This is a genomic window from Delftia sp. ASV31 (genome assembly GCF_016428765.1).
Classification (GTDB): domain Bacteria; phylum Pseudomonadota; class Gammaproteobacteria; order Burkholderiales; family Burkholderiaceae_C; genus Comamonas; species Comamonas acidovorans.
The window spans coordinates 20,475-43,350 of record NZ_JAELTK010000021.1 but is presented as its reverse complement, the minus strand read 5'-3'; the positions used below and the strand labels follow the sequence as shown (position 1 = coordinate 43,350).

At 67.8% G+C, this 22,876-nt stretch carries 15 protein-coding genes, 1 tRNA gene and 1 pseudogene; 11 read left to right on the top strand and 6 right to left on the bottom strand.

Annotated features, from left to right (window positions below):
* Window positions 1–13 precede the first annotated feature (13 nt).
* The 3 genes from JHD82_RS10035 (at window position 14) to JHD82_RS10025 (ending at window position 2,550) form a co-directional block, all read left to right on the top strand.
* A complete protein-coding gene (locus JHD82_RS10035) occupies window positions 14–448 on the top strand; it encodes an excinuclease ATPase subunit (protein WP_307838088.1) in 435 nt (144 codons plus the stop codon).
* A 1-nt stretch (window position 449) separates the two neighbouring features.
* On the top strand, window positions 450–1,202 hold the full coding sequence (locus JHD82_RS10030; RefSeq protein WP_199136285.1) for a 4'-phosphopantetheinyl transferase superfamily protein: 753 nt from the start codon (window positions 450–452) through the stop codon (window positions 1,200–1,202).
* A gap of 109 nt (window positions 1,203–1,311) precedes the next feature.
* Window positions 1,312–2,550, top strand: a complete 1,239-nt coding sequence (locus JHD82_RS10025) for an MFS transporter (protein ID WP_199136283.1) — start codon at window positions 1,312–1,314, stop codon at window positions 2,548–2,550.
* A 46-nt stretch (window positions 2,551–2,596) separates the two neighbouring features.
* Here JHD82_RS10025 and JHD82_RS10020 read toward each other — a convergent pair.
* The 6 genes from JHD82_RS10020 to JHD82_RS09995 all read right to left on the bottom strand — a co-directional run bounded on the left by JHD82_RS10020 (window position 2,597) and on the right by JHD82_RS09995 (window position 12,697).
* A tRNA-Thr gene (locus JHD82_RS10020) sits at window positions 2,597–2,672 on the bottom strand.
* Between the two features lie 26 nt (window positions 2,673–2,698).
* Window positions 2,699–3,706, bottom strand: coding sequence for a class 1 fructose-bisphosphatase (locus JHD82_RS10015; protein WP_012205101.1), 1,008 nt, complete (start codon window positions 3,704–3,706; stop codon window positions 2,699–2,701).
* Between the two features lie 50 nt (window positions 3,707–3,756).
* Complete coding sequence (gene pepN, locus JHD82_RS10010; RefSeq protein ID WP_199136281.1) at window positions 3,757–6,483, bottom strand: aminopeptidase N; 2,727 nt, start codon at window positions 6,481–6,483, stop codon at window positions 3,757–3,759.
* Between the two features lie 77 nt (window positions 6,484–6,560).
* Window positions 6,561–7,665 (bottom strand): peptide chain release factor 2 gene (prfB, locus tag JHD82_RS10005; RefSeq protein WP_013802816.1). Its coding sequence is split into 2 segments (ribosomal slippage): window positions 6,561–7,583 and window positions 7,585–7,665, totalling 1,104 coding nucleotides; the frame shifts between segments, so codons are not numbered across the junction.
* 315 nt (window positions 7,666–7,980) lie between these two features.
* A complete protein-coding gene (locus JHD82_RS10000; RefSeq protein WP_199136279.1) occupies window positions 7,981–9,840 on the bottom strand; it encodes a methyl-accepting chemotaxis protein in 1,860 nt (619 codons plus the stop codon).
* Window positions 9,841–10,108: 268 nt separating this feature from the next.
* Window positions 10,109–12,697, bottom strand: a complete 2,589-nt coding sequence (locus JHD82_RS09995) for an EAL domain-containing protein (protein WP_013802814.1) — start codon at window positions 12,695–12,697, stop codon at window positions 10,109–10,111.
* Between the two features lie 228 nt (window positions 12,698–12,925).
* On the opposite strand from JHD82_RS09995, the pseudogene JHD82_RS09990 reads away from it, so the two are divergent.
* The 8 genes and pseudogenes from JHD82_RS09990 (at window position 12,926) to JHD82_RS09955 (ending at window position 22,743) form a co-directional block, all read left to right on the top strand.
* A pseudogene (locus JHD82_RS09990) lies at window positions 12,926–13,364 on the top strand (sigma-70 family RNA polymerase sigma factor).
* The gene (locus tag JHD82_RS09985) at window positions 13,343–14,371 is read left to right on the top strand and encodes a FecR domain-containing protein (protein WP_307838087.1); all 1,029 of its coding nucleotides are present in this window, start codon (window positions 13,343–13,345) and stop codon (window positions 14,369–14,371) included. Before JHD82_RS09990 ends, JHD82_RS09985 begins: the two are co-directional and overlap by 22 nt.
* 95 nt (window positions 14,372–14,466) lie before the next feature.
* Window positions 14,467–16,959, top strand: coding sequence for a TonB-dependent siderophore receptor (locus JHD82_RS09980; protein WP_199136277.1), 2,493 nt, complete (start codon window positions 14,467–14,469; stop codon window positions 16,957–16,959).
* Window positions 16,960–17,078: 119 nt separating this feature from the next.
* Entirely contained in the window at window positions 17,079–17,585 is a 507-nt protein-coding gene (locus tag JHD82_RS09975) for a sigma-70 family RNA polymerase sigma factor (RefSeq protein WP_013802810.1), read from the top strand.
* Window positions 17,564–18,568 (top strand): FecR domain-containing protein, encoded by a 1,005-nt coding sequence (locus JHD82_RS09970; protein WP_199136275.1) that lies wholly within the window; start codon window positions 17,564–17,566, stop codon window positions 18,566–18,568. Before JHD82_RS09975 ends, JHD82_RS09970 begins: the two co-directional genes overlap by 22 nt.
* Window positions 18,569–18,658: 90 nt before the next feature.
* Window positions 18,659–21,145, top strand: a complete 2,487-nt coding sequence (locus tag JHD82_RS09965; RefSeq protein WP_199136273.1) for a TonB-dependent receptor — start codon at window positions 18,659–18,661, stop codon at window positions 21,143–21,145.
* A 126-nt stretch (window positions 21,146–21,271) separates the two neighbouring features.
* Window positions 21,272–21,754, top strand: a complete 483-nt coding sequence (locus tag JHD82_RS09960; RefSeq protein ID WP_199136271.1) for a sigma-70 family RNA polymerase sigma factor — start codon at window positions 21,272–21,274, stop codon at window positions 21,752–21,754.
* A gap of 5 nt (window positions 21,755–21,759) precedes the next feature.
* Window positions 21,760–22,743, top strand: coding sequence for a FecR domain-containing protein (locus tag JHD82_RS09955; protein WP_199136269.1), 984 nt, complete (start codon window positions 21,760–21,762; stop codon window positions 22,741–22,743).
* The last annotated feature ends 133 nt before the right edge of the window (window positions 22,744–22,876 follow it).

Here is a 22,876-nt window from a genome sequence, read left to right as displayed (position 1 = left end):
AGAGGGAGTTTCCATGAGAAAGATGATCTTGGCAGCCATGGCGCTGGTGGCCGCAACGGCGGTACATGCCCGCAACGAAGCAGTGATGCTGCCGCTGGCCGACGTGGTGAAGCTCGGCCTGGAGCAGGGCAAGCTCGACGGCAGCGTGAGCTTTCACCTGTCCGGTGCCAGCACGCCTGCCATCTCCGAAAGGCTGGGCGATGACGTGTCCAACAAGAAAACCAACGGCGTGGGCAAGGACGATGCCACGGCCTGCAACTGGGCAGCGCTGTCTGCCCTGATCGCCTTCGAGGCCAAGGCCAAGCAAAAGGGCGCCAACGCCGTGGTGGACCTGCACAGCTTCAACAAGAAGCAATCCACCCGGGATCCAGTCAATTTCGAATGCCGTGCAGGCAATGTGATGGCCGGCGTCACCTTCAAGGGCACCTATGCCCGCGTAGGCCGGTGATTTGAGCGCGCCGGCCGCCTGCGCCTTGCTGGTGGGTGCGCAGGCGCCTTTGTGGGCAAATGCGCAGTCGCTGGCAGCGGGCTGGCTGACGGACTCGGAGCGGGAGCGCCATGCCGGCATGCGCGAGGCGCGCCAGCGCGAATTCATCGCCTGCCGCTATGCCATGCGCCTGCTGCTGGCCGGCGGGCACGATGCCGCATCGACCTGGCGGCTGGCAGCGCCCCGCAATGCTGCACCCCACGTGGAGCAAGGCGGGGAGGGTGGCATTTTTGGAGCGCAGTCCCGTTTGAGCCTCTCGCACAGCGCCGGCTGGCTGGCCTGCGCCGCCGCACAAGGCCCGGTGGGCGTGGACATTGAGCGGCGGGCAGAGCGCCGCCAGCGCGACGTGCATGCCATGGCCGAGATGGTGTGCTCCCCGCCCGAACGCGCATGGCTTCAGGCGCAGGACGGAGCCCGTCTGCAGCACAGCCTGGTGCAGCTGTGGAGCCTGAAGGAGGCCTATTTCAAGAGCCTGGGCCAGGGCCTGGACTTTGTCCGGATGCGGCAGCTTGCGTGGGCACCGGCCTCCGCTGCGCTCGACACGGCCCGGCAGCCCCTGGCCCGCGGCCGCCTGTGGCAAGGCAGGGATTGCGATGCACAGGCCGTGTGCCTGGCGCTTTGCATGCCTGGGCCCCTGCCCGAGGTGGCTATGCACGTGCAGGGCGAGGTGGCCTGGCACGCTGTTTCGGATTGGCGGCTCGTTGAGCTTGCCTGACCTCTGACGGGCAACTGCCGGTGATCTCGCTGGCCTGTGATCTCCGGGTTGATACTTAATGTCTGAACATGTATAGACAACTACAGTCAGCCCTATCAAGGAGATGCATATGGACCGAGGCAGGCTGTTCCGGGGTTGGTACATCGTGGGCGCCGTCCATGTGCTGCTGGCGTTGATTTTTGGTGCCGCCTACTCGTTCGGGGCATTTTTTTTCAGCATCCAGGCACAGTTCGGCGCCAGCAGCTTTTCCACGGCTTCCATCTTTTCATTGACGGCACTGATCTACTACGCCGTCGGCGTGTTCTCGGGCGCCTGGAGCGACAGGACCTCGGTGCGCACCGTCACCTCGGCCGGCATTGTGCTGCTGTCGCTGGGCTTTGCGGCCAGCAGCCTCCTGACATCATCGCTGGCGGCTTTCCTGGGTGCCTTCTGTGCGCTGGTCGGGCTGGGAGTTGGTCTGGTCTATGTGCCTGCTGTCTCCACCATTCAGCGCTGGTTCGTGCTGCGGCGCAGTTCGGCTTCAGGTATCGCGCTTGCCGGCACCGGACTTGGAACCCTGCTCGGGCCCGTGGTGGCCGGCGCACTCATGGAGCATCTGTCCTGGCAACTGACCATGCAGGTCTATGCCGCAGCCATCGCACTGGCCGGCCTGGCTGCCGCAGCCGCCCTGCGAAGCAGGCCCGAGGAACTGGGCCTGCATCCCGATGGCATCCCTCCCGGCCGCGCCAAGTCTGCGGGGCAGACGGGCCACGGCCTGGACGTGGGCCTGGGGCAAGCGGCCCGGCAGGCGCGCTTTTGGTGGTATTTCGCCGCCATCTTCTTCGGCTCCATCGGCCTGTTCCTGGCGCTGATCCACATCAATCCGCTGGCGCGTCAGCAGGGGCTGCCTGCCGCGCAGGCCAATTTGCTGATCGGGCTGATCGGCGTCGGCAGTGTGCTCGGGCGTCTGGTGCTGGGGCGGCTGGGCGACAGGATGGGGCCGCTGCGCTTTCTGTTGGTGCTGACCGCGAGTCTGGCCCTGCTGTGCGGGCTGTGGTCCATGGCGCAAGGCTTCACGGCCCTGGCGGGATTCGCGTTGGCATTCGGTGCGGTCAATGGCGGCTGCATCGCGCTGTACCCGGCCGTGGCTGCCACCTGGTTTGGCACGCGGAGCCAGGGCGCCATCCTGGGTGCGCTCTACGTGTCGGTCGGTATTGCTGCCGTGGCAGGGGGCAGCCTGGCGGGGCTGCTGTTCGATCTGTCGGGCAGCTACACATCGTCCATCCTGCTGGCGGGCGGCAGCGCCGTACTGTCGGCCCTCGCGGTGCGGATGGCGGCGCGCGCAGGAGGCGCGAAGCCACAAGCATGACCCAACGAAAAAGCCCCTGGCTCTTGCGAACCAGGGGCTTCTTGTTTGGTGCCGGAGAAAGGAATCGAACCCTCGACCTTCTCATTACGAATGAGCTGCTCTACCAACTGAGCTACACCGGCGACAGACAAAAATTATAACGGCAAATTTATGCCTCGGAATGGTACTGCGTCACTTTTTCGACTTCGTTCTTGGAGCCGAGGATGACGCTCACACGTTCGTGCAGCTGGGTGGGCTGGATGTCGAGGATGCGCTGCTTGCCGTTGGTGGCGGCGCCGCCGGCCTGTTCGACCAGCCAAGCCATGGGGTTGGCTTCGTACATCAGGCGCAGCTTGCCGGGCTTGTTGGGTTCGCGGCGGTCCCAGGGGTACATGAAGATGCCGCCGCGGGTCATGATGCGGTGCACGTCGGCCACCATGGAGGCGATCCAGCGCATGTTGAAGTCCTTGCCGCGCGGGCCTTCCACGCCGGCCAGGCATTCGTCCACGTAGCGCTTGACGGGCGTATCCCAGTGGCGCATGTTGGACATGTTGATGGCGAATTCCTTGGTGTCCTCGGGGATGCGGATGTTTTCCTGCACCAGCACGAAGGAGCCTTGCTCGCGGTCCAGCGTGAACATGGACACGCCGTCGCCCACGGTCAGCACCAGGGTGGTCTGCGGGCCGTAGATGCAGTAGCCGGCCGCGACCTGCTGGGTGCCGGGCTGCATGAAGTCCTGCTCGGTCACGCCGGGGTGGCCTTCGGGCTTCTTGAGCACGCTGAAGATGGTGCCGATGGAGACGTTGACGTCGATGTTGGACGAGCCGTCCAGCGGGTCGAACATCAGCAGGTATTCGCCGTGCGGGTAGCGGTTGGGCACCAGGTAGATGCCTTCCATTTCCTCGGAGGCCATGGCTGCCAGGTGGCCGCCCCATTCGTTGGCCTCGATCAGCACCTCGTTGGCGATGATGTCCAGCTTCTTCTGGACTTCGCCCTGCACGTTCTCGCTGCCGGCCGTGCCCAGCACGTCGCCGATGGCGCCCTTGTTGACGGATTGGCTGATGCGCTTGCAGGCACGGGCCACGACTTCCAGCAGCAGGCGCAGCTGGCCGGGGATGAGGCCGTCCACGCGTTGCTGCTCGACCAGGTAGCGGGTCAGGCTGACGTTTTTCTTCATGGGTTCAACTCCTAAAAATCCGGGAGGCGCGGCCTGGGCCGCGCCTTGGGTCAATCCGCGAGGGCGCGGGTGACGACTTCACGCACGTCGTTGCTCAGTTCAGCGCGGGCCGCCACGCGGGCGATGGCCTCGCGTGCGGCCGTGCGGTAGGGCTCGGCCAGCTTGCTCCAGCGGTCCAGGGCGCGCGCCAGGCGGGCGGCGACCTGGGGGTTGATGGCGTCCAGCTCGATGACGCGCTCGCTCCAGAACACATAGCCCGCCGCGTCGGCGCGGTGGAAGGCGCCTGGGTTGGCGCTGCAGTAGCTGAAGATCAGGCTGCGCGCGCGGTTGGGGTTCTTGATCTGGAAGTCGGGGTGCTTCATCAGCTGCTTGACGGCCGGCAGCACGTTGCCGCCACGGTCGCAGGCGCCAGCCTGCAGCGCGAACCACTTGTCCAGGACCAGTGCATCGTGCTGGAACAGCTTGTGGAAACGCGCCAGGGCCTGGGCGGCCAGCGGGTGGCCGCTTTGCACAAGTGCCGTCAGGGCGCTCATGCGGTCGGTCATGTTGCCGGCGTCCTTGAAGCGCTGCAGCGCCTTGCCGGGCCAGACGCTGTCGCCCGAGGCGCGTGCGGCCAGGCACAGCATGGACAGTGCCAGGCCTGCCAGCGCACGGCGGCCGGAGCTGACGGGGTCGGGGCGGTAGGCGCCGGTGTCGCTGTGCTCTTGCCATGCCTGCTGCCAGTCGGCCTGCAGCTCGGTCGCCAGTTGCTGGCGCATGGCTTCACGCACGGCGTGCACGCGCTGCGGATCGACCACGGCCAGTTGCTCGGCGATGTAGCTTTCGCCGGGCAGGGCCAGCATCAGCTCCTTGAAGGCCGCATCCAGCTGGGGATGGCGCAGCACGCCGCGCATGGCCTCGATGAAGGAGGCCGGCAGCAGGGCGGCCGTGATCTGGCCGCTGGCATCTGCCGTGATGGAGGTGTCGCCAATGGCCTGCAGCGCGATGCGCAGGCCCAGGCGCTGGCCGGCTTCCCAGCGGTTGAAGGCGTCGCTGTCATGGGCCAGCAGGGTCAGCAAGGCGGCATCGCTGTCGCTGTGCTGCAGCACCACGGGGGCGCTGAAGCCGCGCAGCAGCGAGGGCACGGGCTCCTGGTCCACGTCGGTGAAGACGAAGCTGTGGCTGGGCTCGGACAGCACCAGCAGGCGGCTGTCGCCCGCTGCCGCCTGGTCCTCGCCCTGCAGGCGCAGGGTCAGCGCGCGGCCGTCCTGGCCCAGCAGGCCCATCTGCACGGGGATGACGAAGGGCAGCTTCTCTGCCTGGCCCGGCGTGGGCGCGCAGCTTTGGCTCAGTGTCAGCGTGTAGGTGCGTGCGGCGGCGTCATAGCTGCCTTCGGCGTGCAGCTGGGGCGTGCCGGCCTGGCTGTACCAGCGCTTGAACTGGTCCAGGCGCCGGGCCAGCTCGCTGCCGGGGTTGGCGTCGGCCATGGCCTGGGCGAAGTCGTCGCAGGTGACGGCGTGGCCGTCATGGCGCTCGAAATACAGCTTCATGCCCTTGGCAAAGCCTTCGCGGCCCACCAGGTTGTGCTGCATGCGCACGACCTCGGCACCCTTTTCGTAGATGGTGACGGTGTAGAAGTTGTTGATCTCGATGTAGCTGTCGGGCCGCACCGGGTGGGCCATGGGGCCCGCATCTTCGGGGAACTGGGCGGTGCGCAGCACGCGCACGTCCTCGATGCGCTTGACGGCGCGTGCCGAGGGGCTGCCCGCCATGTCCATGCTGAATTCCTGGTCGCGGAAGACGGTCAGGCCTTCCTTGAGCGACAGCTGGAACCAGTCGCGGCAGGTGACGCGGTTGCCGGTCCAGTTGTGGAAGTACTCGTGGCCGACGACGGACTCGATGTTGGCGTAGTCGGTGTCGGTGGCCGTGGACTGGCTGGCCAGAACGTACTTGGTATTGAAGACGTTCAGGCCCTTGTTCTCCATGGCGCCCATGTTGAAGTCGCTGGTGGCGACGATCATGAAGCGGTCCAGGTCCAGGGACAGGCCGAAGCGGGCCTCGTCCCAGGCCACGCTGGCCATGAGGGAGTTCATGGCGTGCTCGGTCTTCTCCAGGTCGCCGGGGCGCACGAAGACCTGCAGCAGGTGGTCGCGGCCTGCGCGGCTCTTGATCTTTTGCTCGCGCGCAACCAGATTGCCGGCCACCAGGGCGAACAGGTAGCTGGGCTTTCTGTGCGGATCGGCCCACTTGGCGAAGTGGCGGCCGTCTTCCAGCGCGCCTTGCTCGACCAGGTTGCCGTTGGACAGCAGCACCGGGTACGCGGTCTTGTCGGCGCGCAGCGTCACGGTATACATGGCCATCACATCGGGACGGTCCAGGAAATAGGTGATGCGGCGGAAACCCTCGGCCTCGCACTGGGTGAAGAACGTGCCCTGGCTCACATACAGGCCCATGAGCTTGGTGTTCTTGGCGGGCGCGCAGGTGGTGAAGATTTCCAGATCGACGGGGTCGCCGCCCTCGGGCAGGTTCTCCAGCACGAGCTGGTCGCCGTCCATCTTGAACGAGGTGCCGCCGCCGTTGACCAGAACGCGCGCAAGGTTCAGTTCATCGCCGTCCAGGCGCAGCGGCTGCGCCGGCACCTCGGTGTTGCGGCGCACGCGCATCTTGTTGAGCACGCGGGTCTTGGCCGGATCGAGATCGAAGGTCAGGTCCACGGTGTCGATCCACCAAGCAGGAGCCTGGTAGTCGGCGCGGTGGATGGCGGTGGCAGGGGCCTGCCCGTCACGCAGTTGCAGCATACAGATTCCTTCCTATGCCAATATCAGGGGACAGAGTTCAAGCCCCTGTGCGGCCGGTGCCGCCCAGGGGCTTGAAATCAGAGGCCTTGCTTGAGCGAGGCTTCGATGAAAGCGTCGAGGTCGCCGTCCAGCACCTTCTGGGTGGCCGAGATTTCGACGTTGGTGCGCAAATCCTTGATGCGGCTGTTGTCCAGCACGTACGAGCGGATCTGGTGGCCCCAGCCCACATCGGTCTTGGTGTCCTCCAGCTTTTGCTGCTCCACCATGCGCTTTTGCATCTCGTGCTCGTAGAGCTTGGAGCGCAGGCGCTGCCAGGCCACGTCGCGGTTGCTGTGCTGGCTGCGGCCGTCCTGGCATTGCACGACGATGCCGGTGGGCATGTGCGTCAGGCGCACGGCCGAGTCGGTCTTGTTGATGTGCTGGCCGCCGGCGCCCGATGCGCGGTAGGTGTCGGTGCGCACGTCCGAGGGGTTGATCTCGATCTGGATCGAGTCGTCGATCTCGGGGTAGACGAACAGCGAGGCAAAGCTGGTGTGGCGGCCGCCCGAGCTGTCGAAGGGCGACTTGCGCACCAGGCGGTGCACGCCGGTTTCGGTGCGAAGCAGGCCGTAGGCGTACTCGCCCTCGATGTGGATGGTCGCGCTCTTGATGCCGGCGATGTCGCCCGGCGTTTCTTCCTCGACCGTGGCCTTGAAGCCCTTGCGCTCGGCGTACTTCAGGTACTGGCGCAGCAGCATGCCGGCCCAGTCGCAGGCTTCGGTGCCGCCGGCGCCGGCCTGGATGTCCACGAAGCAGTTCAGCGGATCGGCTTCCTTGCCGAACATGCGGCGGAACTCCAGCTCCTCGATCAGCGGCTGCAGCTTGGCGGTCTCGCCCTCGATGGTGAGCAGGCCGGTCTCATCGCCTTCTTCCTTGCTCATCTCGAACAGCTCGGCGTTGTCGGCCAGCTCGGTGGTCAGCTTTTGCAGCGTAAGCACGACGCCGTCGAGCAGCTTCTTTTCCTTGCCCAGTTCCTGGGCCTTCTTGGGGTCGTTCCAGACGCTGGGATCTTCCAGCGAGGCATTTACCGTGCGCAGTCGTTCGTACTTTGCATCGTAGTCAAAGATACCTCCGTAGATCTGCCGCACGCTGCGACAGATCTTCGAGGGTGTTGCCGATGAGGTTGATGCGTTCTGCTTCCATGATGTGTTCCGTTCTTCTGATGAATGTGTTCTTGGCCGAATCGCCGATTTTCTCATGCTGGGGCATCGTGCCGGGGCAAGCGCCCGCCGCGCGGGTCTGGAGGCGCGCTGCCGTGTGACGATGGCTTTCAAAACAAGGGCTTGCAGCGGCCGATCATGGCAGATTTGAAGGGCTTGGCCATGGCAATGCGCAGGTTGCAGCGTGGACCCTGGCGTGATCTGGCTGCAGACCTCCCGGAAAAAAGGCCCGGCCAGCTGGAGCTGGTCGGGCCTTGGCAGGCATGTCCGCCCCTGGCGGGGCGGGCGAAAACCTGGTTCAGAAGGTTTCCCAATCGTCGTCGGAAGCCGTGCTGGCCGCCTTGGCCTTGGCTTTGGCCGATGCCGTCACGGCGGGCCGGGCCGGCTGTGCTGGCTGGGCCGGGCGCGCGGCGCCAGCCGGAGCAGGGGTTGCACCGGCCGCACCGGTCGCACCGGTTGCAGAAGGCAGGGCGGCCGAGGCACGTGCGGGCACCGCGCGTTTGGGAGCGGAAGGCGCCAGATGCGGACGGGGCGCCGTCGGTGCTTGGCGGGGCGCTGCCACGGCAGCGGCGTGGTTGACGCCACGGCTGTTGCCCAGCATGCCGGTGGACGGCGAGAGCTTGAACACGCTGACCACTTCGGCCAGCGCCTTGGCCTGGGCCTGCAGTGCGCCGGTGGCCGCCGCCGATTCCTCGACCAGTGCGGCGTTCTGCTGGGTCATCTGGTCCATCTGCGTGACGGCCTGGTTGACCTGCTCGATACCGGCCGTCTGCTCATGGCTGGCGGCCGAGATCTCGCCCATGATGTCGGTCACGCGGCGCACGCTGGCCACGATCTCCTCCATGGTCTTGCCGGCCGAGTCGACCTGGGCGCTGCCTTCCTCGACCTTGCCCACCGAGTCGTCGATGAGCTGCTTGATCTCCTTGGCGGCGGCGGCCGATCGCTGGGCCAGGGTGCGCACTTCCGAGGCGACGACGGCAAAGCCGCGTCCCTGGTCACCGGCGCGGGCCGCTTCCACGGCCGCATTCAGCGCCAGGATGTTGGTCTGGAAGGCGATGGAGTCGATGACGCCGATGATGTCCACGATCTTGCGCGAGGCATCGTTGATGGCGGACATCGTCTGCACCACCTGGGCGACGGCCGAGCCGCCGCGCACGGCGACCTGGGAGGCGGCGGCGGCCAGCTGGTTGGCCTGCTGGGCGTTGGCGCCGTTTTGCTTGACGGTGGAGGTCAGCTCCTCCATGGAGGCGGCGGTCTGCTCCAGCGAGCTGGCCTGTTCCTCGGTGCGGGCCGACAGGTCCTGGTTGCCCGAGGCGATCTGGCCGCTGGCCGTGGCGATGGAGTCCGTGCCCTGGCGCACCTGGCCGACGATGCGCTGCAGGCTCTCGTTCATGTGCTGCAGGGCCTGCAGCAGCTGGCCGGTCTCGTCCTTGCCATGCACCTCGATGCGGCTGCCCAGATCGCCGGCGGCCACGGCCTGTGCAAGGCTCACGGCCTGCTGCAGGGGGCGTGCCACGCTGCGGGCGATCAGCAGCGCCATGCCCAGGCCGAAGAGGACGGCCCCCGCCAGCAGGGCGATCACCCACCAGCGCGCGGCGGTGAAGATGTCGTCGCCTGCCTGGTTGGCATCCTCGATGCCCTGGGCGTTGATCTTGAGCAGTTCGTCCAGCTTGGTGTTGATGGCACGGCTGGTCTTGACCGAATCGCCGCGCAGCACCTCGGAGGCTTCCTCGGTGCGCAGGGCGTGGGACAGGTCCACGATCTTTGCCGTGTGCTGCGCGTACTGGCCCAGGTCGTCCTTGATGCCGGCCATCAGCTCGCGCTCACGCGCGGTGTTGGCATAGCGCTCGAAGGCCTGATGGTTCTTGAGCAGCTCGGACCACAACGCCGGCATGCTCTTGTCGTAGATGGCCATTTCATCCATCGAGGTGGCCAGCACATGCTGCATGGTCTGCGAGCGGTAGCGCTGCAGCTGGTAGCGCATCTCCATGATCACGCGCTCGGCGGGCATCCAGTGGTGCGCCAGGTCGGTGGCCGTGCGGTTGACACGGTCCAGCTGGACCACGGAGAACAGGCCCAGGCCGGCGGTCAGCAGCAGCAGGGCGATGAAAGAGGCCAGCAGCTTGTGGGCCAGCTTCAGATTGCGGAAAAACATCATGGTGGGGAGTGCCGTACGGCGAGAAGCGAAAGCGGGTGAGCGGCGGTGGCTGCGAATCGAGGGGATGCGGTGGCGATCGGTGGCGATCAGCGGGACCGACACTCGGCCCCGCCATGCCGCAGTTATCGGTCACTTGCCGGCGAGGCTTAGGGAAAAATAGGTCCAGTCCGAATATTTATTGCGGATTGTTACTTTTTCCGGCCAAGGTCTCCGCGCGCACGGCTTGGTCCGTTCACATGCCCGCTCACATGCCCGTTCACACGTCCGCTCACACGTCCGTCGCCACGCCGGCTTGCAGGCTCGATGCCTGCAGCCACCGCTCCAGATCCGCTGCCGGCAGTGGGCGCGAGAACAGATAGCCCTGCGCGACCGGATAGCCCTGTTCGCGCAGAATGGTGTTCTGCGCCGCCGTCTCCACTCCCTCGGCCACCACGGTCAGGTGCAGGCTGCGGCCTATGCCCAGGATGGCGTTGCTCAGGGCCTGGGCGGCTTCGTCGTTTTCCAGGTCGGCCACGAAGCTGCGGTCCAGCTTGAGCTCGCTGACCGGCAGGCGGCGCAGGTAGCTGAGGCTGGAGTAGCCCGTGCCGAAGTCGTCCATGGACAGGCGCACGCCCTGGGAATGCACGGCCTGCAGCGTGCGCATGGTGCCCGGGTTGGTGTCCAGCAGCAGGCTTTCGGTGATCTCCAGCGTGAGGTCCTGCGGCTTGAGCGCGTTGTGCTCCAGCGTGTCGGCAATCATGCGCGGCAGGTCCAGGTTGTGAAAGCTCGTGGGCGAGAGGTTGACCGACATGGCCGGCACGTCAATGCCCCGGCTGCGCCACTCGCCCAGTTGGCGGCAGGCCTCGCGCAGTGCCCAGGTGCCCAGCTCGCCGATCAGGCCGCATTCCTCGGCCAGCGGAATGAAGCGTGCGGGCGAGATCTCGCCGAATTCCGCATGGCTCCAGCGCGCCAGGGCCTCCACGCCGTAGAGGCGCCCGTCCTTCAGGTCGAGCTGGGGCTGGTAGTGCAGGCGCAGGCCGCCGCTGCGCAGGGCGTCGCGCAGCGCCGTCTCCAGCACCAGCCGCTCCTGCGCCAGGCGGTTCATCTCGGGGCTGAAGAAGCTGTAGAGCCCGCGCCCGCCCGATTTGGCCTGGTACATGGCCATGTCGGCGCGGTGCAGCAGGGTCTCCATGTCGCGCCCGTCGGCGGGAAACACGGCAATGCCGCAACTGGCCGTGCTGGCCAGGGACACGTCGTCGATCATGCAGGGCTCGCCAAGTGCCGACTGCAGCCGCTCTATCACCTCGGCCGCCTGCGCACCCCCGCAGTGTGGCAGCACGATGACGAATTCATCGCCCGACAGGCGCCCGGCAATGTCGCCCGTGCGCAGCTCCGCCTGGATGCGCTGGGCCACGCTGCACAGCAGCCTGTCGCCGGCCGGGTGGCCCAGCGAGTCGTTGACCTGCTTGAAGCGGTCCAGGTCGATGAAGACCACGGCCAGCTCGTGGCCCTCGTGCGAAGCCACGGACAGCGCCTGCTCGGCCTGGGCCAGCAGCAGGCTGCGGTTGGGCAGGGTGGTCAGCCCGTCGTAGAAGGCCAACTGCCGGATGCGGCGGCGTGCCTGCTCGCGCTCCAGCGCCAGCGCGCACAGGTCGGTGCAGGCCTCCACCAGCCGCTGGTGGAAGGGATCGGGGCCGGGCCGGTCGAAATGGCGGTAGTAGAAGGCAAAGGTGCCGGCCACGCCGCCCTGCAGCCCGCAGATGGGCGTGGACCAGCAGGCCGTATACCCCAGCGGCAGGATGAGGTGCTTGAAGTCGGCCCACAACGGATCGGTGGCGATGTCGCCCACCAGCACGGGCCGGTTGTGGAAGGCCGCCGCGCCGCAGGAGCCGACATTGGGGCCGATGGGCACGCCGTCCAGCGCCGCCGAATAGGAGGCCGGCAGGCTGGGCGCGGCCAGCGGATGCAGGCGGTTCTGGTCATCGACCTCAAGCACCGACACCGCAATGTCTGGCGCAATGCGCTCGACCTCGCGGCAGACCAGGTCCAGCACCTCGGTCAGCGGCTGGTCGCGGGCCATGGCCTCCAGGGCGCGCCGCTGCAGCACCTCGTGCATCTTGGCCTCGGTGATGTCGGTGATCACGGTCACCGTGGTGTGGAGGCGGCCGTCGGGGCCCATGACGGGATTGGCCTGGGCGCTGACCCAATACCGCTCGCCGTCCTTGCCGACGAGGATCTCCTCGCGGTACACCGGCTTGCCTGCGTCCAGTTCGGCGCGGTAGGCGGCCGTGAATTCGGGCGATGCATGGGGCACCAGCAGGGCGATGGGCGCACGGCCCACGACCTCTTCGCTGCTCCAGCCGAACATGCGGGTGAAGCCTGCGTTGACATAGGAGATGGTCCAGTTGCCGTCGGCGATCACCACGGCCGCGTCGGTGGCATCGGCCACCAGGGACAGGCGCCGCAAATGCTCCTGCCGTCTGCGGTCGGCCTGCACCCGGGCCGTGATGTCGGTGGCAATGCACAGCACATGGCTGAGCGCGCCCTGGGTATCCAGCACGGGGGCATAGGTGGCCTCCAGCCAGCAGGTGCTGCCGTCGCGGCGCCGGTGTTCGCCCACGCGCGAGATCGTCTCGCCCGCGCCCCAGCGCTGGCGCCACCGGCCGTAGGCGTCGGGATCGGCATGTGCCTGGGTGCACAGGTCACTGTGCAGCAGGCCCTCGGCGCCCGAGGTCGGGTAGCCAAGAATGGCTTCGTAATTGGCGTTGGCGCGCATCAGCCGGCCTTCGGGCGTGAACTCCGCCAGCGCCATGGCCTTGTCCAGCGTGCTCCACAGCGCCTGCTGCCCTGCCGTGCCTGCTACCCGCGTTTCGAACATGGTTCGCTCTCCTGATGGATGCTGAGCTGATGATTGATTGTTTCTAAATGATACCGATCCGGCGCAGCAACTGGATGTCAGCCACACCTGATCGCACTTGCTCCCACTGTTCGCCCTTGGATGCTCCGCCTGATGGCACTCTTAGGCAAGTGATTCCGCTGGTTACAATGATTTGAGAATGATTCTTGTTTGATGGCGCATCCCGCCTTCAAACCATCGGGTCCTACCATGCCATCCGCCCCAGTCTCCAGCGCCACCTCCAACGCGGTCTCCAGCCCCTTGCACCGCGAAATCTCCACCCTCTATGCCGGCCACCATGGCTGGCTGCAGGGCTGGCTGCGCCGCCGACTTGGCCACGGTGGCGCGGCGCCTGCTGATCAACCACCTGCGCCGCCAGTCGCTGGAGCAGGCCTGGTTGCAGGCCCTGGCCGCGCTGCCAGCACCGCAGGCGCCGTCGCCTGAGCAGCAATTGCTCATCCTGCAGGCGCTGCAGGAGGTCGATGCCATGCTCGACGGCCTGCCGCCCAAGGTGCGCGCGGTCTTCATCCTGTCCCAGGTCGAGGGGCTGACCTATGCGGCCATTGCCGAGCAACTGGGCATGGGCCTGCGGTCGGTCAAGCGCTACATGGCCCAGGCCATGGCCGAGTGCATTCTGCTGTCGGCATGAACGCCGTGGACTCCCAGGCCGCAGCGCCGCTGTCGCGCGAAATCGCCTTGCAGGCCGCCGAATGGTTTGTGCTGCTGCACTCGGGCGAGGCCAGCGAGGCCGACCACCGCGCCTTAGAGGCCTGGCGCGCCCGTGCCGATGTCCATGAGCAGGCCTGGCTGCGCGCCCTGGCCGTGAGCCAGCGTGCGGGCAGCCTGCCGCCCGCACTGGGGGCACCGGCCCTGGGCCGCAAGCAGCGCCGCCTGGGCGCCGTGGGCCGCCGCGATACCGTGCGCGCGCTGGCCCTGCTGATCACGACCGCCCCCGTGGGCTGGCTGGCCTGGCGCGCCGCGCCCTGGAGGCAGTGGACCTCCACCCATGCCACGGCCACGGGCGAGCGCCGCGAATGGACGCTGGCCGATGGCAGCCGCATCGTGCTCGATACGGGCAGTGCCGTCGATGTGTTGTTTGACGAGGCGCTGCGCCGTGTCCACCTGAGTGAGGGCGCCGTCTTCATAGAGACCGCGCCCGACCCGCAGTCCCCACCCCGGCCCTTCGTGGTCACCACCGGGCAGGGCAGGGTGCGCGCCCTGGGCACGCGCTTTGTCGTGCGCAGTGTTCGGGAGCGCAGCGAGGTGGCCGTGCTGCAGGGCGCCGTGCAGATCACCACCCGTGGCGGCGCCGCGCAGCAGCTGCAGGCAGGCCAGCAACTGTGGTTTGACGCCATGGGCATAGGCCGTGCCGAGCCTGCGGACGCCGGCGCCGCCCAATGGGCGCGCGGCCTGCTGTCCGCAGACAACATGCGGTTGGCCGACTTTGTGGCCGAGCTGTCGCGCTACCGCTCCGGCTGGCTGCACTGCGATCCGTCTGTGGCGGATTTGCGCGTCACCGGCGCCTTTCAGCTGGGCGATGCCGATACCGGCACGGATGCCGTGCTCGCCAACCTCGTGCACCTGCTGCCCGTGCAGGTCCACTACCGCACGCGCTACTGGGTGACGGTGGCGGCGCGCGGTACACCACCGGCTTGAAATTTCTTTCGGAATCTGGCCCCTTTCTGCGGCAGGCCGTGTCCTGTTCGATGGCAACCGATTTCATCGAACGACTTCCGAAGGAAAAACAGACCATGGCTCTCCGGCCCGGCATGCGCAGCGTGGCGCGCACTCCCTCCCCCTTGCTCTTTCCACTGTCCCAGACAGGCCTTGCCGTGCTCATGGCCGCGGGCCTGGTGGCAGGCGCCGCCTTGCCGCGCGCTGCGCTGGCCCAGGCCGGTGCGGCGGCCAGCGCGGTGCAGCGTCCGTTCCAGGTGCCGGCAGGCCCGCTGGCCGCCGCGCTCACGGCGTTTGCCGCTGACGCAGGCGTGAGCATCAGTGCACCGCCCGCCCTGGTGCAGGGCCGGCGCACCCAGGGCGTGCAGGGCCGCCTCACGGTGCGCGAGGCGCTGGACCGGCTGCTGGCCGGCACCGACCTGCAGGCGCAAGCGGCGGGGGAGGGCGGTTTTGTGCTGCGTGCGGTGCCCGAGGCCACCCAGGCATCGACCGTGCTGGGTGAGGTCAGGGTGACCGCCGCGGCCCCGGCAGAAAGCCCCTGGGGCAGCACCAGCGGGTATGTGGCGCGCCGGGCCAGCACGGCCACCAAGACCGATGCGTCGATTCTGGAGGTGGCGCAATCGGTGTCCGTCATCACGCGCGACCGCATGGACGACCAGGGCGTGCGCACGCTCAACGACGCCGTGCAGTACACGGCCGGCGTGCGCACCAACACGGGTGGGGCAAATCCTGCGGACGACAGCCTGTCGGTGCGCGGCTTCAGCCAGTTCTCGGGCAATTTCTACCTGGACGGACTGCGCCTCATGCCGCTGGGCACGCTGGGCTTTTTCGGCATGGAGCCTTACGGGGCCGAGCGCATGGAGGTCCTCAAGGGGCCGGCCTCGGTGCTGTATGGGCAGAACTCGCCGGGCGGCATCGTGAACTTCGTGTCCAAGCGGCCTTCGGCCGATGCGGTGCGCGGCCTGGAGTTGTCCGTGGGCAGCCATGCTCGCCGGCAGGCGGCCTTCGACCTCGGAGGGCCGGTGTGTGACGATGGCACGGTGAGCTACCGCCTGGTGGGGCTGGCCAGGGCGGCCGACCAGCAGATCGACTTCATGCGTGATGACCGCGTCTACCTGGCGCCCAGCCTGACCTGGGCGCCGGACGCGCGCACCAGCGTCACGCTGCGCGGCTTCTACCAGAAGAACCACGCCATGATGTCCACCAACGTGCAGTGGGATGCGCTCAACGGGCGCAACCCCAATGGCCGGCTGCCCCTGAACCGCTTCCTGGGAGAGCCGGGCTTCGACCGCGAAGAGACCGAGGTCGCATCGCTGGGCTATGACGCACGCCATCAATTCGACAGCGGCTGGACGCTGCGGCAGAACTTCCGCTACCTGCACGCACGCAACCACGAGCAGTACATGTTCCGCTACGGGCCGCTGATCGACGGCTCCATCACCAACCGGGAGATCGATTCGCGCGATGGCAAGGGCGGCGTCTACACCGTGGACACCAGCCTGTCGGGCCAATTCGCGGCGGCCGGCCTGCAGCATGAACTCATCGTGGGGCTGGACTACAACCGCAGCCGCTCCAGTTTCGACTCCTATATCGCCGACGGTCCGCAGCTGGACATCTACCGGCCCGTCTATGGCAGCTTCATCGACACCTCGCTGCTGCAGCCCGATGCGCTGCGCGATGAGCGCGCCCGGCAGGTAGGCCTCTACGTGCAGGACCGCATCCGCAAGGACCGCTGGGTGCTGGCCCTGGGCGGGCGCCACGACTGGAGCCGCCTGGAGCAGTCCAGCCGCTTGGCCGACCCCGTGTCCACCAGCGTGCGCAAGCCCAAATCCTTCACCGGCCGCGTGGGCCTGACCTATCTTGCAGACAACGGCGTGGCGCCCTACGTCAGCTACAGCGAGTCGTTTGTCCCTTTGATGGGCGCTGACCGCAACGACCGGCCCTTTGATCCGGAAACCGGCAAACAGGTCGAGGTCGGCGTCAAGTACTCGCCCGACGAGCGCAGCAGCTTCACGCTGGCCGCCTTCGAGCTGCGCCGGCAGAACGTGCTCACCACCGACCCCGAGAACGTCCGCTATTCCATACAGCAGGGCGAAGTGCGTTCTCGCGGCATCGAGTTCGAGGCGGCAGTCCAGCCCACGCGCGGGCTCAAGCTCCTGGCGGCGCTGACCTACAACCCCGTCAAGGTGACCCGGGCCCAGCCAGACCAGTGGGGCGGCAACGTGCAGGGCAAGTCGCCTTACGAAGTGCCCCGCAAGATGGCGTCGGCCTGGGTGGACTATGCCTTTGGGGGCGACCTGCTGGGGCTGGGGGCGGGCGTGGGGGCACGCTACATCGGCTGGAGCTGGGGCGATGCGGACAACAGCTTCCGCGTACCGTCGTTCACCCTGGTGGATGCCTCGCTGCGCTATGACCTGGGAAAGATGCGCAGTGACTGGCGCGGGGCCAGCGTGAGCCTGACGGTGAAGAACCTGTTCGACAAGTACCACACGGCGTCGTGCTTTTCCGCCAATGCCTGCAACTACGGCGAAGCGCGCAACATGGTGGTTCGGTTCGGGTACATCTGGTAGGCCCTGCGGCATCAGGCCGGTCGAAAGCGCGGTTGCAAGCTCCCTGGCATGGATACAATCGAATAAGAATGATTCTTGTTTGATTGCGGGCCCCGCCCCCAAGGGAATCGGGACCTGCCATGCCATCCGCCTCCACCCCCCAGCACCGAGAAGCCGCCTCCCTGTACGCCGCCCACCATGGCTGGCTGCAGGGCTGGCTGCGCCGCAGGCTGGGCAACGGGGCGGATGCGGCGGACCTGGCGCAGGACACCTTCGTGCGCATCCTGGGCGTGCGCGACCTGGCCGGTGTGCAGGAGCCGCGTGCCTACCTGACCACGGTGGCCAAGGGCGTGCTCGTCAACTGGTACAAGCGCCAGGCGCTGGAGCGCGCCTACCTCGAAGCCCTGGCCGCACTGCCCGAGCCCGTGGCGCCGTCGCCCGAGCAGCGCGCCCTGGTGCTGGAGACCCTGCACGAGATAGACGCCATGCTGGACGCGCTGCCGCCCATCGTGCGGCGCACGTTTTTGCTGTCCCAGCTGGACGGCATGAAATACGAGGACATCGCGCAGCAGCTGGAGGTCTCGCTCACCAGCGTCAAGCGCTACATGGCCCAGGCGTTTCGCCAATGCCTGGTGGCAATGGCGTGATGGAGCCGCCCCTGCAAGCGCGCGTGCTCGACGAGGCCGCCGAATGGCTGATGCGCCTGCACGACAGCGGCGCCACCGACGCCGACCGCGCCGCCTGCGAACGCTGGCGCCAGGCCGACCCACAGCATGCCCTGGCCTGGGAGCGTGCCGAGCGGCTGCTGGGCAAGTTGGGCGGCCTGCCTGCAGCGCTGGCCATGCCGGCACTGGACCGGCCCCGAAGCCACCGCGCCCAGCGCCGCGCCACCGTGGCCCGGCTGGCCGCGCTGCTGGCCGTGGCGCCTGCAGGCTGGCTGGTATGGAGTGCGGCGGACCAGCGCGGCTGGGGCGCCGACCTGCGCACCGCCACCGGCGAGCGCCGCACCGAGCATCTGGCCGATGGCAGCCGCCTCCTGCTGGACACGGCCAGCGCGGTGGACATCCGGTTTGATGGCGCACTGCGCCTGCTCACCTTGCGCCAGGGTGCGATTTCCATAGAAACGGCGGCCGATACCGCCACACCGCACCGCCCCTTTGTCGTGGACACCGCCCATGGCCGGCTGCGCGCGCTGGGCACCCGCTTCACCGTGCGGCAAGAGGGCGACAGGGCGGACGGCGGCCCCGTGCGCCTGGCCGTGACCGAGGGAGCCGTGGAAGTGACGCTGCGCGGCGCCGCCAGCCCGGCGCTGGTCGTCCAAGCCGGTCAGCAAACGGTATTGCGAGCGGGGGAGGTGACCGCGCCCCAGCCCCTGCAGCCCGAGGTCACGGCCTGGACCCACGGCATGCTGATGGCCGACGCCATGCCGCTGGCCGCGTTCTGCGCCGAACTGTCGCGCTACCGGCCCGGCCTGCTGCAGTGCGCGCCCGAGGTGCGCGCGCTGCGCGTGTCCGGCTCCTTCCCGCTGGGCGATACGGACCGGACGCTGACCATGCTGGCCTCCACCTATCCCGTCGACGTGCAGACACGCATGCGCGGCTACTGGATCACCGTGGTCGCCAGGAACTAAGAAAAATCAAGGCAGGCTGGTACTTTTTCGGATCTCGGCTGGCAACGGGGAAAGAGCTTCTTTCTTCACCGCCTCCAAGGACCGATTTCCATGCCTGCCGTACCCATGCCGCATCCCGTCTTCCATCCCCTGGCGCATGCCGCCCGCCTGGCCCTGCTGGGCATGGCATTGGCCGCAGGCGCCGTGCAGGCGGCCGAACCGGCCCCCGCTTCCGTACCTGCTCCCGCTCCCGCAGCCCAGGCCTACCAGATCGCGCCCGGGCCGCTGGGCCGCACGCTGGCCGGCGTGGCCACGGCGGCGGGCATTTCGCTGTCCTTCGATCCTGCGCTGACCGAAGGGCTCACCAGCCCGGCCCTGTCCGGCCACTACGCGCCGCAGCAGGCGCTGCAGCGCCTGCTGGCCGGCAGCGGGCTGGACATGGTGGCGCGCAGCGATGGCAGCTACACGCTGCGCAGGCAGGCCGCACCGGCCGGCGCTGCTGCCGGTTCCACCACGGTCCTGAACGAAGTGCAGGTGACGGCCCGCGCCGAGCGCAGCGCCACCAGCGAAGGCACGGGCAGCTACGTGGCCCGCGCGGTCACGGTGGGCAAGGGCGAGCAGGCGATCAAGGACATCCCCCAGTCCATCAGCGTGATCACGCGCCAGCGCATGGACGACCAGAACCTCAACACCGTGGACGACGTGCTGGCCAGCACCACGGGCATCACCATGTACGACAGCCCCATGGGCGGGCGCTATGTCTACTCGCGCGGCTTTCGCGTGGACACCTACCAGTTCGATGGCGTGAACCGCGCCTTCTACTACCCGCAGGCCGACAACTTCACCAGCAACGCCGCCACGCTGGACCGCGTGGAAGTGGTGCGCGGTGCCACGGGGCTGCTGCAGGGGGCGGGCTCTCCCAGCGCGGCCATCAACATGGTGCGCAAGCGCCCCCTGGCAGAGCGCCAGCTGGAGGTATCGGCCAGTGTGGGCTCCTGGAACAACCTGCGTAGCGAGATCGATGCCACGGGCCCGCTCAACGAGGCCGGCACGCTGCGCGGGCGCGTGGTCGCCAGCCTCAACAGCCGCGACTATTTCTACGACGTGGCCAGCAGCCGCACCGGCGTGCTATACGGCGTGCTGGAGTACGACCTCAGCTCCCAGACCCGGCTGACGGTGGGCGCCACCCACGAGCGGCTGCGCTCCACGCCGTTCTTCCAGGGCCTGCCGCGCTATGCCGACGGTGCGGACCTGCGGCTGCCGCGCTCCACCTTCCTGGGCGCGGACTGGAACCGCTGGGACAGCGAGCAGACATCGCTGTTTGCCGAGCTGCAGCACCGCTTCAACGCGGACTGGACCGTCAAGGCCACGGCGGGCTACACCCGGGAAAAGCACGACATGAAGTACGCCTTCGCCCTGGGGGCGATCAATCCCGCCACGCTGGCGGGCAACGAGATGTATGCCGGCCTGTTCGATGTCACCACCGACAACAAGACCCTGGACGTGGCGGTGGACGGCAAATTCGACGCCTTCGGCCGCCGGCATTCGCTGAGCTTTGGCGCCAACACGGGCCGCATGGTCAACGACAGTGACTATTCGCTGATCCGCATGGGCTTGCCCAACAACGTGTTCGACCCGAGCGCCGCCATCCGCGAGCCGTCCCGCGCGGAATTCCTGGCCAACCGCTATCGCGGCGATGAAAGCCGCACCCGCATGACCCAGTCCGGCGCCTATGGCGTGGCGCGGCTGGGCCTCACCGATGCGCTGACCCTGATCGGCGGCGCCCGCGTCACCCGCTTCACGGGCAGCAGCAACTACCGCAACACGGGCGAGGCCTACAACGACCCGTACAAGGAAAGCGGCGTCATCACGCCCTATGGCGGCCTGGTCTATGCGCTCAATGACCAGTGGTCGGCCTATGCCAGCTACTCCGACATCTTCCAGGCCCAGAACGCCGTGACGGCGGCCGGCGACCTGCTGGCCCCCATCAAGGGGCGCAATCTGGAAGTGGGCATGAAGGGCGAATTGCTGGACGGCAGGGTGAATGCGGCCGTGGCCCTGTTCCGCATCGACCAGAAGAACCGCGCCGAAGAGGACCTGGTCAACCCCTGCTCGGCCAGCACCTACTGCTATGTCTCCGTGGGCAAGGTCCGCAGCCAGGGGCTGGATGCGGAGATCAGCGGCGAGGTGGCGCGCGGCTGGCAGCTGTTTGCTGGCTACACCTTCAGCCATTTCAAGTACCTGGACAACACCTCCAATGCCGGCGTCGAGTTCGCCAGCACCTACACGCCCAAGCACATGCTGCGGGTCTGGAGCGACTACCGCCTGCCGGGCGAATGGAGCGCCTGGAACGTGGGCGGCGGCGTCAACTTCCAGACCGCCAGCTCGCGCGCGGTGGGCGCCATCACCGATGTGCAGCCAGCCTATGCCGTGTGGTCTGCCCGCCTGGGCTACCGCATCGACCGCAACTGGTCCGTGGCACTGAGCGTGGCCAACCTGTTCGACAAGACCTACTACCAGACCATAGGCGCGCCAGCCTGGGGCAATGTCTACGGCGCACCGCGCAGCGCGACGCTCACGTTGCGCGGCAAGTTCTGAAACGCGGCCAGGAGGAATGGACTGCAGCAGCAGGCGGCAGAGCAGGGCCGCAAGAGGGTCGCAGTTGCCTATAATTGAGAATTATTCTCAATCTCGGGTCGCCGCGTGTCCAGCCCATCGCCTTCCTTGTCCGCCCATGTCGAATCCCTGTACCTGGCCCACCACGGCTGGCTGCAGGGCTGGCTGCGCAAGAAGGTGGGCAATGCCTTCGACGCGGCCGATCTGGCGCAGAGCACCTTCCTCAAGGTGCTGGGCGCCAAGGGCCTGGACCAGCTCCAGGAGCCGCGCGCCTACCTGACCACCATTGCCCGCAACCTGCTGATCAACCAGGTGCGGCGCCGCGCCATCGAGCAGGCCTATCTCGATGCCCTGGCCGCCATGCCCGAGCCCGTGGCGCCGCCGCCCGAGGTCCGGCTCATGGTGCTGGAGACCCTGGTCGAGATAGACCGCCGCCTGGGCCGCCTGCCCGCGCTGGCCAAGCAGGCCTTCCTGCTGGCCCAGCTCGAAGGACTCAGCCATGGCGAGATCGCGGCCGAGCTGGGGATTTCCATCTCCACGGTCAAGCGGCATCTGGCCAAGGCGGCCATGCGCTGCTTCTTCCCGGAGTAGTCGGCATGCAGGCGTTCCCTTCCGCTTCTTCCCCCATTTCTGCCGAAGTGGCCCGCCAGGCCGTGCAATGGTGGCTGCAACTGAACTCCGGCAAGGCCCAGGCCCGGCAGCACGATGGCCTGCGGCGCTGGCGTGCGGCCAGCCCCGAGCATGAGGCCGCCTGGCAGCGCATCGAATCCATGGGCAGCCAGATGGCCGGCATCCCCATGCCGCTGGCGCGGGCCGCATTGGCCGCGCCCGGCTCGGCCGGCAGGCGCCGTGCGGTGCAGGCGCTGGCCGTGCTGCTGGTCTCGGGCGCAGGCTCCGCAGCCGTCGTGCGCTCGCAGGCCTGGCGCGGCTGGACGGCCGACCAGGTGGCTGCCGTGGGAGAGCAGCGCCGGCTGCCGCTGCCCGACGGCGGCAGCGTGGTGCTCAACACCGGCAGCGCCCTCAACCTGCGCTACGGCGCGGCCGAGCGCGTGCTGGAGCTGGTGCGTGGCGAAATCCTCGTGCAGACCGCGCCGGACAGCCTGCACCGTCCCTTCATCGTGCAGACCGCCATGGGCGCCGTTCAGGCCCTGGGCACGCGCTTCACGGTGCGCGAGCGCGAGTCCGCCGTTGAAGTGGGCGTGCTGCAAGGCGCCGTGCAACTGCGGCCCGCGCATGCCCCGCATGCCGCGCAGCGCGTCGACGCAGGAGAGCAGGGCACGTTCACGGCCCAGCAGGCCGTGCACTCCGGCGCGCTGGACACGGCGGCCAGCGCCTGGGCCGAAGGCATGCTGGTGGCCTCGCGCATGCGGCTGGAGGATTTCCTGGCCGAGCTGGGCCGCTACCGGCGCGGGCGCCTGGGCTGCGACCCGGCCGTGGCCGGCCTGCACGTCTCCGGCGCCTATCCGCTGGCCGACACCGACCGCGTGCTGGCCGCGCTGACCTCGTCGCTGCCCGTGGAAATCCACTCCTTCTCGCGCTACTGGGTGATGGTGCGGCCTGCCGGGGCGGCCAAGGCATGAGCGCCACGGCCTGCATGAAGGCCTTCGCACTTTCCTGAAAAAAATGTGAGCTGATTTGCCGGCGATGGCTGTCAACAGAGACAGGAGCGCACCGCAGCGTGCGCCAACGCTTCTCTACAACCATTGCAACAAG